Annotated in this window: 13 protein-coding genes; 8 read left to right on the top strand and 5 right to left on the bottom strand. The window is 58.7% G+C overall.

Annotated elements, in window-relative coordinates:
• Positions 1 to 61: 61 nt before the first annotated feature.
• The 3 genes from ACIQWP_RS21425 to ACIQWP_RS21415 form a co-directional block, all read right to left on the bottom strand.
• Positions 62 to 1,042, bottom strand: coding sequence for an SDR family oxidoreductase (locus ACIQWP_RS21425; protein ID WP_402791783.1), 981 nt, complete (start codon positions 1,040 to 1,042; stop codon positions 62 to 64).
• 169 nt (positions 1,043 to 1,211) lie between these two features.
• On the bottom strand, positions 1,212 to 1,853 hold the full coding sequence (locus ACIQWP_RS21420) for an NrsF family protein (RefSeq protein ID WP_402791780.1): 642 nt from the start codon (positions 1,851 to 1,853) through the stop codon (positions 1,212 to 1,214).
• Positions 1,840 to 2,397: a sigma-70 family RNA polymerase sigma factor gene (locus tag ACIQWP_RS21415; protein ID WP_402791777.1), complete on the bottom strand. Its 558-nt coding sequence runs from the start codon at positions 2,395 to 2,397 to the stop codon at positions 1,840 to 1,842. Before ACIQWP_RS21415 ends, ACIQWP_RS21420 begins: the two co-directional genes overlap by 14 nt.
• Before the next feature lie 261 nt (positions 2,398 to 2,658).
• Here ACIQWP_RS21415 and ACIQWP_RS21410 point away from each other — a divergent pair, with 261 nt between their 5' ends.
• The 3 genes from ACIQWP_RS21410 to ACIQWP_RS21400 all read left to right on the top strand — a co-directional run bounded on the left by ACIQWP_RS21410 (position 2,659) and on the right by ACIQWP_RS21400 (position 5,039).
• Entirely contained in the window at positions 2,659 to 3,270 is a 612-nt protein-coding gene (locus ACIQWP_RS21410) for a hypothetical protein (RefSeq protein ID WP_402791775.1), read from the top strand.
• A 129-nt stretch (positions 3,271 to 3,399) separates the two neighbouring features.
• Positions 3,400 to 4,266 carry a cytochrome b/b6 domain-containing protein gene (locus ACIQWP_RS21405; RefSeq protein WP_402791772.1) on the top strand — a complete coding sequence of 289 codons (867 nt, stop codon included), beginning with the start codon at positions 3,400 to 3,402 and terminating at the stop codon, positions 4,264 to 4,266.
• Positions 4,263 to 5,039, top strand: coding sequence for a molybdopterin-dependent oxidoreductase (locus ACIQWP_RS21400; protein ID WP_402791769.1), 777 nt, complete (start codon positions 4,263 to 4,265; stop codon positions 5,037 to 5,039). The genes ACIQWP_RS21405 and ACIQWP_RS21400 overlap by 4 nt, the downstream gene beginning before the upstream one ends.
• Positions 5,040 to 5,191: 152 nt before the next feature.
• Here ACIQWP_RS21400 and ACIQWP_RS21395 read toward each other — a convergent pair whose 3' ends face one another.
• Entirely contained in the window at positions 5,192 to 6,460 is a 1,269-nt protein-coding gene (locus ACIQWP_RS21395; protein WP_402791766.1) for a D-tagatose-bisphosphate aldolase, class II, non-catalytic subunit, read from the bottom strand.
• Positions 6,457 to 7,446, bottom strand: coding sequence for a sugar kinase (locus tag ACIQWP_RS21390; protein ID WP_402791763.1), 990 nt, complete (start codon positions 7,444 to 7,446; stop codon positions 6,457 to 6,459). The genes ACIQWP_RS21395 and ACIQWP_RS21390 overlap by 4 nt, the downstream gene beginning before the upstream one ends.
• Before the next feature lie 283 nt (positions 7,447 to 7,729).
• On the opposite strand from ACIQWP_RS21390, the gene ACIQWP_RS21385 reads away from it, so the two are divergent.
• The 5 genes from ACIQWP_RS21385 to ACIQWP_RS21365 all read left to right on the top strand — a co-directional run bounded on the left by ACIQWP_RS21385 (position 7,730) and on the right by ACIQWP_RS21365 (position 12,870).
• Positions 7,730 to 9,043, top strand: a complete 1,314-nt coding sequence (locus ACIQWP_RS21385; protein ID WP_402791761.1) for an ABC transporter substrate-binding protein — start codon at positions 7,730 to 7,732, stop codon at positions 9,041 to 9,043.
• 152 nt (positions 9,044 to 9,195) lie between these two features.
• On the top strand, positions 9,196 to 10,104 hold the full coding sequence (locus ACIQWP_RS21380) for a carbohydrate ABC transporter permease (protein WP_402791758.1): 909 nt from the start codon (positions 9,196 to 9,198) through the stop codon (positions 10,102 to 10,104).
• Between the two features lie 12 nt (positions 10,105 to 10,116).
• Positions 10,117 to 10,950 carry a carbohydrate ABC transporter permease gene (locus ACIQWP_RS21375; protein WP_402791755.1) on the top strand — a complete coding sequence of 278 codons (834 nt, stop codon included), beginning with the start codon at positions 10,117 to 10,119 and terminating at the stop codon, positions 10,948 to 10,950.
• Between the two features lie 9 nt (positions 10,951 to 10,959).
• Positions 10,960 to 12,072: an ABC transporter ATP-binding protein gene (locus tag ACIQWP_RS21370; RefSeq protein ID WP_402791752.1), complete on the top strand. Its 1,113-nt coding sequence runs from the start codon at positions 10,960 to 10,962 to the stop codon at positions 12,070 to 12,072.
• A gap of 27 nt (positions 12,073 to 12,099) precedes the next feature.
• Complete coding sequence (locus ACIQWP_RS21365; RefSeq protein WP_402791749.1) at positions 12,100 to 12,870, top strand: L-iditol 2-dehydrogenase; 771 nt, start codon at positions 12,100 to 12,102, stop codon at positions 12,868 to 12,870.
• Positions 12,871 to 12,876 lie beyond the last annotated feature (6 nt).

Raw genomic sequence — 12,876 nt, 5'->3', positions numbered from 1 at the left:
CTGATCGGAGACGCGACACTCTCAGCCGGACGACACGATAAGCTGCACACGCGAGACCTCCCTACCCGAGGGCGTTTTGCGCCGCGCAAATTCTGTCGATCAGCACATCGAGCGCACCCTTTGGCGGACGATTTTTGGCGAGGCGCTGCTTCAGGTGCATGATCGGCTCGGCCAGGATTTCATCCAGGCTCTCGGCGCAAGTGAAGTCGCCCGCCACGCGCTTGACCTTCGAATTGTCGAAGATCGCGGTCCAGGCCTTGTCGCCGACCAATGGGCCGACCCAATCCGGATTATACTTGATCAACGTATCCGTCGGCACGTGGACGATCTTCGCCTCGACATCAAGCAATCTGGCGATCGACTTTTGAATGTCGTCCCATATGTGGGCACGGTCGGAGGTGATGTGGAAGATTTCACCGAGGGCTGCCTGCTTGCCGAAAAGCCCGACGAAGGGCACTGCGAAATCGACCGAGCGCGTCAATGTCCACGGCGTGTGACCATCCCCCGCGACGATCGTTGACTCGCCATCCAGCATACGCCGCGCCATGACATCGCTGTCGCCCATCATGATCGGCAGGCCGGTGCGGACGGTATGGCTGGGGCGAACGATCGTCCAGGCCAGATTCCGCGACGCCGTGAGCAACTCCTCGCAGGCAATCTTGGCCTGGCTGTAGGGCCAGTAAGGATTGATCGCCGGCGTCTTTTCGGTGATCACATAGTGGCGTGCCGGCTTCTCGTAGACCGAAGCCGAGGAGATGAAAATATACTGGCCACAATTGCCTGAAAACACCTCGATGTCGCGCGCAATCTGATCCGGTGTGAAAGCGATGAACTGGCACACGACATCATAATTGGCCTTGGCGAGATCCGCGTAGGCAGCCGATCCGAGTTCGCCGATGATCGAGGTCACGCCTAAAGGTAAGGGGTTCCCCCTCAGACCACGGTTGTAGACACTGACGCGATGCCCCTGGCCAACGGCGCGCTCGACGCAAGGGTATGAGATTTGGCCGGTGCCGCCAATGAAAAGCACGTTCAAAGCCATGGAAGAGACCTCGGTGTCTGATTGGTGGGATCAATGATTGCTATTCATAACGTGAAAAAGCCCGAGCGTCTCCCGTCGATCGCTCCTGCGATGACCATCACCGTCAGAAAATTGGGAAAGGCTTCAGATCGGCGGCCCGCTCGGCGCAGGCCGTCCGGTCAAAATGAAGTTACCAGCGTAGGCTGAATTTGCCGACCAGGCTTCCGAGCAGCCCACTCAGCAGAATGCCGAGCGTGTACCATATCGCGATGAATGGAATGCCATTTTCGACGCAGGCCCAGGAATACACCCAGCCGCCGACGCCGCCGGCGCAGGCACCCGCGACGAAACCGGCAAGCACCGGACGCGTGGGGGCAGCACGCCTGAGAAACCACATGTTGGCACAGAAAGAGGGAATGCCGAAAGCCACGATCAGGAACGGGCAAAACGACGCCGAAAACCCGACGATCAAACCAGGGTAGGATGAAGCTGGCGACAGCCCGAGCTGCACGATTGCCAACAGCACGACGACGCCGAACGCCACGACCAGAACCCGAACCATACTGCCAATCGCACCGTCCGGTCGCGCAACCCGATCAAGGGCAACGATCGTCCCGCCCATCAATACGGCAGTATATAAAAACTTCACCCAGAACGCCGCCACCGTCACATGGTGCAGATGCGGGCGAAAGGTGAGCGATATGAGCAGTGCGACAGCCGCGCCGATCACGCCGACAACGATCGCAAGTGCGAGCCGCGTTCGCAGCGCATGACGGCGAACCGGGGTGAGATCGCTCACCAGTGCCTCGATGAATTCATCATTTTTCGTCATTGGCAAAACCCAGCTTGCGTCCAATCGCGCGCATCCCTCGGTGGATGCTGACGCGAACCATTGCTTCAGATTGCCCCGTCTCGATCGCAGCTTCGGCAGTGGTCTTTCCGGCGATCTTTACCTGCCGCAGAAGCTCTCTTTGTTTGGCGGGCAGTTGATCCAGAAGGCGCTCGACGTCGAGGTGCGCAAACAGCGCTTCCTCCCGAAATTCGGCCGCGATCTCATCTCCCAATGTAATTTCGACGCCTCGCTTGCTGTCATTTGCCCTGAAGTGATCGATCAACTTGTATTTCGCGATCTGGAAGAACCACGCAGTAAACGGTCGGTCCCGATCGTAGGTAATGCGTCGGCTGTGCACCGCCAAAAGCACCTCCTGGACCAGATCCTCACCGTCACGGTCGGCATTGGACCCGAGCCTCCGCCGATAGAACGCCAATAGCAGGTCCCGCAAAACAACGAGCAAACGCCTGTACGCAGCTTCATCGCCGTCAAGCGACAGAAGCATCAAGCCTTTCAGGACCTGTTCCGATACCGATTTAGTCATCCACGAGCAGTCATTCGTTGATCGGCGCTAGTTGTTACATCCTCCACCAGATTTTTTAATCCCTCTCTTGCGATCACAACGGCGTGATCTCTGTAACGCATTCGCGCAAGTGCCGAATGATGGTGCGGAACCGAGGGTCAATCTGCTGCCGTCGACAAGATGCCATTTGCATATTGCCCCGTTTCCAAAGCGATCGCCCTACCCGCTCCAGATAGGCGGATGGGGGATCATGTCGAGAAGATGGAAGAAATGGAGAGCAGAATGTCGCTCACGAAGTTGAAGATCATGGGCATGGTGCTGGCGCTTGGCGCCGTGACCACGCTATCCGCACATGCTGCCGACAAGGCGCGCGTGCGCGGCGTCGTCGAAAGCCTCAGCGGCGACACGCTGATGGTCAAATCGCGCGAAGGCAAGGACGTAACGATCAAGTTGAAATCCGGATGGGCCGTCAACGGCATCGTCAACGCCTCCGTGACAGACATCAAGCCTGGGGATTTCGTCGGTATTGCGTCCGTTCCGACCGACAGCGGCGTCAACGGCGCGCTTGAAGTGCTGATCTTCCCGGCAGTCATGAAGGGCACCGGCGAGGGCGACTACGGCTGGGATCTGAAGCCGAAGAGCTCGATGACCAATGCGACGGTTGCAAGCGCCGTCAGTTCGGTCAACGGCCCCACCCTGTCGCTCACCTACAAGGGCGGCGAGAAGAAGATCTCGATCCCGCCGGGCACGCCGATCGTCACCTTCGGCAAGGCGACGAAGGACGACATCAAGCCCGGCGCCGGGGTCATCATCAACGGCACGACCGCTGGAGACAACACGGTTGAATCCGACCGTGTTATAGTCGGCATAAACGGCGTCATTCCGCCAATGTGACGCACGCATGCCGACATCGTGGATTGCCCGGTTGCCGACGGCATCCGGGCAATCTCAATGGACAGCAACAACGTCTCAGCATGTAATCCCAGATAACCGCTCCCCGGCGGTACGTCAGGAGAATGTTCCATGACAAGCATCGAGCACATCGACACTGCGCCTCCCCCGTCATCTCCCCCAGCCAAGATCTTCATTCGCCGTCATTCGGCTCTCACACGCATGACCCACTGGATCAACGTGCTGTGTCTGACATTGCTGCTGATGAGCGGACTGCAGATCTTCAATGCCGACCCGCAACTGCATTGGGGGAACTACGGTGCCGTCGAAGATCCATCCTGGTTCGAGATCGCCGGCAATCAGGATGGCGACAACATCACCGGCACGTTGCGCATTGGCCGGCTGTCGATCACCACCACCGGTCTTCTCGGTGCGTCCACGGTCGACGGAGAAATGACGCCGCGCGCCTTCCCGGCCTGGGCGACGATCCCCGGTTTCCAGGATCTTGCGACCGGCCGGCGCTGGCATTTCTTCTTTGCTTGGCTATTCGTCATCAACGGGTTCGTCTACATCGCCTACGGCCTGATCGGCGGTCATTTCCGCCGCGATCTGGCGCCGACGGCCCAGGATATCGCTCCGGGCAATATCTGGCACGAAATCAAGGACCACGCCCGGCTGCGCTTCCCGCAAGGCGAAAAGGCGCGGCGCTACAATGCGCTGCAGAAGCTGACCTACCTCATCGTCATCTTCGTCCTGCTGCCGCTCATGATCGGTTCGGGGCTGACCATGTCGCCCGCGATAGATGCCGGCTACCCCTTCCTGCTCGATATTTTCGGTGGGCGCCAATCGGCCCGCTCCATTCATTTCATCACCGCCTGGAGCCTGGTGGCCTTCGTCGTCGTCCATATCGCGATGGTCGTTCTCTCCGGTCTTTGGAACAACATGCGTTCGATGGTCACCGGCCGCTATGCGATCATCAACGAGGAGGCCGATCGATGAGCTCCATTTTCACTCGCCGTCGCTTTCTCATCGGCTCGGCGGCCAGCCTGGGCGCCGTGGGCCTTACCGGATGCGATGATATCTCCCAGAACCAGCACGTGCAGAAGGTGCTCGCTCTGGCTGAGCGATTGACCATGGGCACGCAGCGGCTCGTCGTTTCGCCGCAAGCGCTTGCCCGCGAATATACGGAGGCCGACATTTCGCCGAGCTTCCACCCGAACGGATCAATCCAGCCCAACAGCGCCGAATACGTCCAGATGGTCGAAACGAAGTTTGCTGACTGGCGTCTCAAGATCGACGGAATGGTCAACAAGCCGATGGAATTTTCGCTGGCTGATCTGAAGAAGCTGCCTTCCCGCACCCAGATCACCCGCCACGACTGTGTCGAAGGCTGGAGCGCCATCGGCAAGTGGCAGGGTGTTCCTCTGGGGCTGATCCTGCAGACTGCCGGTTTGAAGCCGGGCGCCCGTTACGCCGTCTTCTATTGCGCCGACGAGTTGGAGCAGACGCTCGACGGCAGCGGCCGCTACTATGAGAGCATTGACCTGATCGATGCCTTTCATCCGCAGTCGATCCTCGCCTATTCATTGAACGGCAAGGATCTGGAAGTCGAACACGGCGCGCCCCTGCGCCTGCGCGTCGAGCGTCATCTCGGCTACAAGCATGCCAAATACGTCATGCGCATCGAAATCCGCGACCGGTTCGATGATCTCTGGGGTGGTAATGGCGGCTTCTGGGAGGATCGTGGCTATGAGTGGTATGCCGGAATTTGAGATGGCGTGGCAGACATGGATATTCAGGCAAGGACTTTGCGCTACGGCTATCTGCTAAACCGGGAAATCGGGCCTCGCTATGGCGGGGCCCTGTATGCTTTGGGCAAGGACAGCAAACCGGAGATGTGGCGGGAGAGCCTTCTCCGGTTCGCTCAGCCCGCCTGCCTACAGGCACGGCCGTATGTCTCAAGGACATCGCCGACAAACATCCTGGCGATCTTGCTCACGCTGTCCGCCGAGCCGACCCGGTCTGCGATCCGTCCGAGGAACTGGCTTGCCAGCGTCTGCGGGATTTGTCGCCCATGAAGAGTATCCGTCAGCCTTTGAACAGCTCGAACCGCTTCGGGATAGCCCCAGTAGTAGCGGATTCTGTCGCTATAGCTATAGCGAAGTTGAAGCCGGATATCCTCGTCGCTGCCGTGATAGTGTCCTGCCCAGTCGCCTGGGTGCTGCAGCATGAGGCGTTCCATGGTGACGGCAAGGTTGCGAGCATAGTCCGGGTCAAGTTCCGTTGCGATCAAGTCGAGCGCAAAGAGGCCCTCACGCAGCGCAAACGTCAACCCAGGCCCAACCTTGAGAATTGGAAATCCATCGCGCACCAGTTCGGTGAGCGCTCTTTCCGACTGGTAGTCGGTCGAATGCGCTTCGAAAACCAGGCCTGCTTCATGATCCAGCACGCCGGTCAGTTCACTCGCGAGCTGAGGTCTGTAGCCGACCACGTTTTCATTGCCGAACTCCACGCCCGGCTGGACGACGAAGGCAATGCATCTGTCGAATGCCTCCGATAGCCCCGCCTTTATGAAAATCTCGCGATGGGTTGCAATCGTGGCTTTGGCGGCTTCGGCTCCGGTTGGCTCGACAACATCGAGCGCATGGTCTGCGCCCCCCGGGACTGGGACTTCAGTTCCGAGGACGTAGACTGGCTTGGTGCCCACGTCACGCGCGGCCTGCTCGGCAACCTTGGCAAGCCTTGCCGCTCGTTGAGCTACGATCATATCGTCGAGGGTGGACGGATCATCGGCGCATGCCATCGATGCGTCGAGGTGGATTTTGGTGAAGCCGGCTTTCACGTAAGCGGCAACCATGACATCGGCTTTGGCCATTGCCTCGGAAGCCGGCTCTCGTCGCCACGGATTTGGCCCGAGATGGTCGCCACCGAGGATTACGCTGGAAGCCGCGACCCCGCTCGCATCGGCGAGCGCAAGAACGTCGCCGGCAAACTCCGCCGGCGTTTTCCCCGTGTAGCCGCCGAACTGGTTTACCTGGTTGCAGGTCGCCTCGATCAGGACAGGACCGCCTTCCCGCTGAGCCAGCGACAGCGTGGCTTCAAGCACGAGCGGATGCGCGGAGCACACCGACGTAATTCCGACTGGCCTGCCCGCTCGGCGAGCCTCCGCAAGGCCTCTAAGGAAATCGCTCATGCTGTTCTCCGCGGGTTTGTGGAAAGGAAAAGATCGAGCTGCGCGGTGTCGGGCAAACCCGTCATGGGGCCTCGCTTGGTGACGTTATGGGCTCCCGCTGCCGCGGCCCTTTCCAGGGACACCTCCGGCCCAAGACCCTGCCGACGGGACGTCAGGTAGGTCGCGCCAAAGGCGTCGCCCGCACCGGTTGGGTCGATCTCGTCAACTTCGAATCCATGGAAATCGAATCGTGCGCCGGACTCCCCGAAGAAGGTCGCTCCTTGCCTGCCGCGCTTCAACGCAATTTCGCCGACGCCGCGGGCATGCAGCGCCTTGATTGCGGCGATCTCCCCGTCCACCCCCGCAGCGACAAAGAGCTCTTCGCCGGACGGAAGCAGAAGATCCGCGTTCTGGATCATGGTTTCGAACTGACTGCGGAAATTTCCCGAACCGAGGAGTTCCTTGCGGACATTCGGATCGAACGAAACCGACCCTTCGCGTGAACGCACCGAACGGATGGCGGCATCAATCACCTTGTCGGCTCCCGGTATTGCAAAGGCAGACCCCATCACATGCACATGTCCGGCCTTCGCAATCAAGGTCTCTGCCGACGATGTGAGGATCACCGAGCCGGCCGCCGAATGCATGATATTGAATATAAAGTCTCGGGACCCATCATCACGATAGCGAACAAAAGCGCTTCCGGTCGGCCGATCGGGCGAAATGGATATGGCTGAGGTATCCACGCCATCCCTTCTCAGACGCTCTATGTTCACGGCGCCAAAGTCATCGGCCCCCACAGTTGCGATGATGCCGGCTGCGCCTCCGAGGCGGGCGACCTGATCGATGAAAATCGCGGGCGCGCCGCTTGGAAACGGGCCGATGAGCGTCTGGGGCTCCTTGAATCCGAATCCGGTGGTGCTCGCCATGATCTCAACGAGTATCTCGCCGACCGTGATCGTTGGGCCGAGGTTTTCCGGGGCTATGCGTCCATTCCGAACAATCATCTGCTCGTCCTCCCTGCTGCATTGGTCGCTACGTCTTTCTAAAGCTCTCGTCAATCATAACTTTACGTATGAAAATTTTTATTTAGATCCAGATTTCAGCTGCGTGGTGACACACAAGGTGATTTTAATGGTTAAAACTGTTATTTTATAGCTATTTAGAAAAAACACGATAACCATGACCCTTCTGGCCAATAAATTTTGATTGACACGGGGCGCATACTAAACAAATAAATATTTACGCACGTAACTTTGTGCGACAACGCTCGTAAGGAGGAGCGAGACGATGAAGAGGATTCTTGCTGTAATGCTGTCTTCGGCCGCCGGCTGCTCACTGGCTGCAGGCTTGGCCCAGGCTGAGGAATTGACCATCGCCACCGTCAACAATGGCGATATGATCATCATGCAAAAGCTTTCGCCCGAGTGGGAAAAGGAGACGGGCAACAAGCTCAATTGGGTCGTTCTCGAGGAGAACGTGCTCCGCCAGAAGCTGACCACGGATATCGCGACGAAGGGCGGCCAATACGACATCATGACCATTGGCGGCTACGAGGCGCCGATCTGGGGCAAGAAGGGCTGGCTTCAGTCGATCGACGATCTCGGCGACGACTATGACTATGGCGACCTGCTTGCGCCGATCAAATCCGGCCTGACCGTCGACGGCAAGCTCTACGCCGTGCCGTTCTATACCGAAAGTTCGTTTACCCTTTATCGCAAGGACCTGTTCGACGCCGCGGGTCTCAAGATGCCCGACCAGCCGACCTACGATCAGATCAAGGAATTTGCGGCGAAGCTCACCGATAAGTCCAAGGAACAATACGGCCTTTGCCTGCGCGGCAAACCGGGCTGGGGCGAGAACATGGCCTTCCTCGGAACCATGATCAACACCTATGGCGGCCGCTGGTTCGACATGGACTGGAAGCCGCAGATCAATTCCGAACCATGGAAGAAGGCCATCACTGACTACGTCAATCTCATGAAGAAGGACGGCCCTCCTGGCGTGACGTCAAACGGATTCAACGAGAACCAGGCTCTGTTCTCGACCGGCCATTGCGCCATGTGGATCGACGCCACGTCCGCAGCCGGCCGTGTCTATGATCCCAAGCAGAGCCAGGTCGCCGACAAGATCGCCTTCACGCGCGCTCCGGTCAACGTGACCCCGAACGGATCGAGCTGGTCCTGGTCGTGGAACCTCGCAATTCCGACCTCTTCCACCAAGGAAGAGGCTGCCAAGTCCTTCATCAAATGGGCCACCTCCAAGCAATATGTGAAGATGGTCGGCGAGAAGGAAGGCTGGGTTGCCGTTCCGCCAGGCACTCGCAAGTCGACCTATGACCTGCCTGAATATCAGAAGGCCGCCCCGTTCGCCGCCACTGTCGAGAAAGCCATCCTTTCCGCCGACCCGTCGAAACCGACCAAGGACCCGGTTCCCTACACCGGCGTCCAGTTCGTGGCGATCCCGGAATTCCAGGGGATCGGTACGATCGTCGGTCAGCAGATCGCCTCGGCGCTTGCAGGACAGCAAACCGTCGATGCCGCCCTCGACAATGCCCAGAAGCAGGTCGAGCGCGAGATGAAAAAGGCCGGCTATTTCAAGTGAAGTAACGGTCTCGCCCGCGGTGTCGCGACCGCGGGCTTCCTCCCGGAGGGTTCCGGCAGCGTCGGCTGCCGGAGCTCCGGCTTGCTTTCCTTCCCAATCGCTCCCTCCGATCGTCGCCATCAGGCGGTCGAGGCGCAGCGAAGAGGCTTTCGATGACAACGATTTCGCGTGAATTCATCCGGCGGACGCAGAAGCGTTCCGGCCGTTCGATCCGGACTGCACCGCTTCTTGCGCCTGCTGTCAGCCTTCTCCTGGCCTGGATGATCGTTCCGCTCGCCCTGACGCTCTGGTTCTCCGTGCAGTATTACAATCTGCTTGATCCATTGAGCGCCGGTTTCGCCGGTCTCGACAACTATTCCTATCTGCTGACCGATGACGGTCTTTTGGCGGCGATCTTCAGGACCCTCGTCATTCTTTTCGCCGTCCTTGCTCTGTCCATTGGTTTCGGAGTGGTGTTCGCGCTGCTTTTCGACGTTGAGTTCGCCGGGCGCGGGATTGCGCGGCTTCTGATCATCGCTCCGTTCTTCGTGATGCCGACGGTCACCGCGCTGATCTGGAAGAACCTCCTGATGCATCCCGTCAACGGGCTCTTTGCCTATCTTGCCAAGCTCGCCGGCCTGACGCCGATCGACTGGTTCGTGCAAATCCCGATGACCTCCATCATCACCATCGTCGCCTGGCAGTGGATACCGTTCGCGACGCTTATCCTGATGACGGCCATGCAGTCGCTCGATCGCGAGCAGATGGAAGCAGCGCGCCTCGATGGCTCCAAGGGATGGTCGACCTTCAGGCATATCATCCTGCCGCATCTGCTTCGGCCGATCTCCGTTGTGATCATGATCGAGACCATCTTTCTGCTTGCGGTATTTGCGGAGATCCAGGTCACGACGACGGGTGGACCGGGTACGGCGACCACGACGCTCACCTATTTCATCTACAACAAGGCCCTTCTCCAGTGGGATGTCGGGGCTGCGTCGGCTGGGGGCGTCTTTGCGATTATCCTTGCGAATGTCGTCGCGGCATTTCTGATCCGCACCGTCGCCCGCAATCTGGACAATTGAGGAGAGACCAGAATGACAAAGCGAAACAACCTCATTCGCTCTCAGAAGCTCTGGTGCGGGATCGGTGGCTGGACTGCAGCTCTGCTGATGTTCTTTCCAATCCTCTGGATGCTCATGGCATCCTTCAAAACGGAGATCGATGCGGTCGCGACTCCTCCGAAGCTTTTCTTTACGCCGACGCTGGAGAACTTCGTTGATGTCAACGCCCGCGCCAATTACGTCCAATACGCATTGAACAGCGTCGTCGAGAGCATCGGCTCGACCATCCTGTGCCTGATAATCGGTATCCCGGCTGCCTATGCGGCCGCTTTCTTTCCGGGAAAGAGAACCAAGGATCTTCTGATGTGGATGCTCTCGACAAAGATGCTTCCCGCAGTCGGAGTGTTGGTTCCGATTTATCTATTGTGTCGGGACAGCGGTCTTTTGGATACACGAACGGCAATCATCATCGTCTTCACGCTGTCGAACCTCCCGATCGTGGTCTGGATGCTCTACTCCTTCTTCAAGGACGTGCCGCACGAAATCCTTGAAGCCAGTCGCATGGACGGCGCCAGCACCTTCGAGCAGATTTGGTACCTGCTCCTTCCCTTGACGCTTCCGGGGATCGCATCCACTGCTCTTCTATCCACCATTCTGTGCTGGAACGAAGCCTTCTGGAGCTTGAACCTCACCGCTTCCAAGGCAGGTCCACTCACGGCGTTTATCGCATCCTTTTCTTCGCCTGAGGGACTTTTCTGGGCGAAGCTCTCGGCAGCTTCGACGCTCGCCATCACACCAATCCTCGTCTTCGGCTGGATGACCCAGCGCCAGCTTGTGCGCGGTCTGACCTTCGGCGCTGTCAAATAGGAAACGCATATGGCCACTCTCAGTCTCAGGCAAGTGAAGAAGACCTTTGGCGCGGTGAACGTCATCAAGGGCGTCGACCTCGATATCAAGGATCGGGAATTCGTGGTGTTTGTCGGCCCCTCCGGCTGCGGGAAGTCGACGCTGCTGCGCATGATCGCAGGGCTCGAGGACATCAATAGCGGCGACCTGATCATTGACGGCGACCACGCCAACGACATTCCGCCCGACCAGCGTGGGCTGGCAATGGTATTCCAGACCTATGCCCTTTACCCCCACATGACGGTCAAGGATAACATGGGGTTCGCGCTGAAGCTCGCGGGTATCCCTCAAGGCGAACGTGACGCCAAGATCAACGAGGTCGCAGGCCTCTTGCAGCTTGGACACCTGCTGGATCGCAAGCCGAAACAGCTCTCCGGTGGACAACGTCAACGCGTGGCCATCGGACGCGCGATGGTTCGTTCGCCGCGCATTTTTCTATTCGATGAACCGCTTTCCAATCTAGATGCCGCGCTGCGCGTGCAGATGCGCATAGAGCTTGCACGTCTCCACGACCAGCTCGGCGCGACGATGATCTACGTCACCCACGATCAGGTCGAGGCCATGACCCTTGCCGACAAGATCGTTGTCCTGCGTGACGGCGGGATCGAGCAGATCGGCGCGCCGATGGAGCTCTACCATAATCCCGTGAACCAGTTTGTTGCCGGCTTCATAGGTTCGCCGGCCATGAACTTCCTTCCGGTGACGGCGTCGGGTGCCGGCACGTCCGGCGTGTCGGTGTCGCTACCGGGTGGCGCGGAATTGGAGGTCCCAGTGTCCGACACCGTCAGTCCCGGCGCGAGCATGACGCTCGGCATCAGACCAGAGCATCTTCGCATCGCGCGTGACGGGCCTATCTCGGGTGAAATCATGGTCGTCGAACGGCTTGGCGGCCATACCTATGTCTATGTGCAGGTGTCCCCGGGAAGATTGGTCATCGTCGAGACCGACGGTGCCGACAGCCATCGCCTGCATGAAACGGTTTCTCTATCCTTCGATGCCGCGGACAGCCATCTATTCAGTGAAAATGGCAGCGCGCTGCGCAGGTTCGAAGCCAACTCTATCACCACCAACGTTGCGCATTAGGCGCAACCTCTGTCAGGGAGGAATATCATGAAACTGAAAGACAAGGTCGCCCTCATTACCGGCGGCGCACGCGGTATCGGACTTGGCTTTGCGGAGGCCTATATCAAGGAAGGCGCAAAAGTCGTCATCGTCGATATCAATATCGAGAGAGCATCCGAGGCGGCCAGAGAACTCGGGCCGAACGCAGCTGCCATGAAACTCGATGTCACCGATCTCCATGCCATCGACACCGTCGTCACCGAGATCGACCAGACATATGGCGGCATCGACATTTTGGTGAACAATGCCGCCATCTTCGACATGGCTCCGATCAACGAGATCACCGAAGCAAGCTACGAAAAGGTCTTCTCGATCAACCTGAAGGGACCTCTCTTCATGATGAAGGCTGTTTCGAATGTCATGATTGCGCGCGGCAGGGGCGGCAAAATCATCAACATGGCAAGTCAGGCCGGCCGCCGCGGCGAGGCGCTCGTGCTCCTCTATTGTGCCTCCAAGGCAGCCATCATTTCGGCGACGCAATCGGCGGCCTTGGGTTTGGTGAAATACGGCATCAACGTCAACGCCATCGCCCCCGGCGTGGTCGATGGCGAGCATTGGGATGTCGTCGATGCCCACTTCGCAAAATGGGAAGGGTTGAAATCGGGCGAGAAGAAGGCTGCCGTTGCCAAGTCCGTTCCAATCGGACGGTTCGCAACGCCCGACGATATCAAGGGCCTCGCTGTCTTCCTGGCATCGTCCGACAGCGATTACATTCTCGCGCAGACCTATAATGTCGACGGCGGCAACTGGATGAGCTGAGGTATC

The organism is Rhizobium sp. NPDC090279 (assembly GCF_044769665.1).
In the GTDB taxonomy this organism is placed as follows: domain Bacteria; phylum Pseudomonadota; class Alphaproteobacteria; order Rhizobiales; family Rhizobiaceae; genus Rhizobium.
Note: the sequence above shows the minus strand (reverse complement) of the source record. Positions and strands in the feature narration are given on the sequence as shown.

Excerpts from the sequence above, each read along its gene's own strand:
- ACIQWP_RS21390 (WP_402791763.1), bottom strand. The coding sequence starts at position 7,446 with ATGATTGTTCGGAATGGACGCATAGCCCCGGAAAACCTCGGCCCAACG.
- ACIQWP_RS21400 (WP_402791769.1), top strand. The coding sequence starts at position 4,263 with ATGAGCTCCATTTTCACTCGCCGTCGCTTTCTCATCGGCTCGGCGGCC.
- ACIQWP_RS21420 (WP_402791780.1), bottom strand. The coding sequence starts at position 1,853 with ATGACGAAAAATGATGAATTCATCGAGGCACTGGTGAGCGATCTCACC.
- ACIQWP_RS21405 (WP_402791772.1), top strand. The coding sequence starts at position 3,400 with ATGACAAGCATCGAGCACATCGACACTGCGCCTCCCCCGTCATCTCCC.
- ACIQWP_RS21425 (WP_402791783.1), bottom strand. The coding sequence starts at position 1,042 with ATGGCTTTGAACGTGCTTTTCATTGGCGGCACCGGCCAAATCTCATAC.
- ACIQWP_RS21415 (WP_402791777.1), bottom strand. The coding sequence starts at position 2,397 with ATGACTAAATCGGTATCGGAACAGGTCCTGAAAGGCTTGATGCTTCTG.
- ACIQWP_RS21370 (WP_402791752.1), top strand. The coding sequence starts at position 10,960 with ATGGCCACTCTCAGTCTCAGGCAAGTGAAGAAGACCTTTGGCGCGGTG.
- ACIQWP_RS21365 (WP_402791749.1), top strand. The coding sequence starts at position 12,100 with ATGAAACTGAAAGACAAGGTCGCCCTCATTACCGGCGGCGCACGCGGT.
- ACIQWP_RS21395 (WP_402791766.1), bottom strand. The coding sequence starts at position 6,460 with ATGAGCGATTTCCTTAGAGGCCTTGCGGAGGCTCGCCGAGCGGGCAGG.
- ACIQWP_RS21410 (WP_402791775.1), top strand. The coding sequence starts at position 2,659 with ATGTCGCTCACGAAGTTGAAGATCATGGGCATGGTGCTGGCGCTTGGC.
- ACIQWP_RS21375 (WP_402791755.1), top strand. The coding sequence starts at position 10,117 with ATGACAAAGCGAAACAACCTCATTCGCTCTCAGAAGCTCTGGTGCGGG.
- ACIQWP_RS21385 (WP_402791761.1), top strand. The coding sequence starts at position 7,730 with ATGAAGAGGATTCTTGCTGTAATGCTGTCTTCGGCCGCCGGCTGCTCA.
- ACIQWP_RS21380 (WP_402791758.1), top strand. The coding sequence starts at position 9,196 with ATGACAACGATTTCGCGTGAATTCATCCGGCGGACGCAGAAGCGTTCC.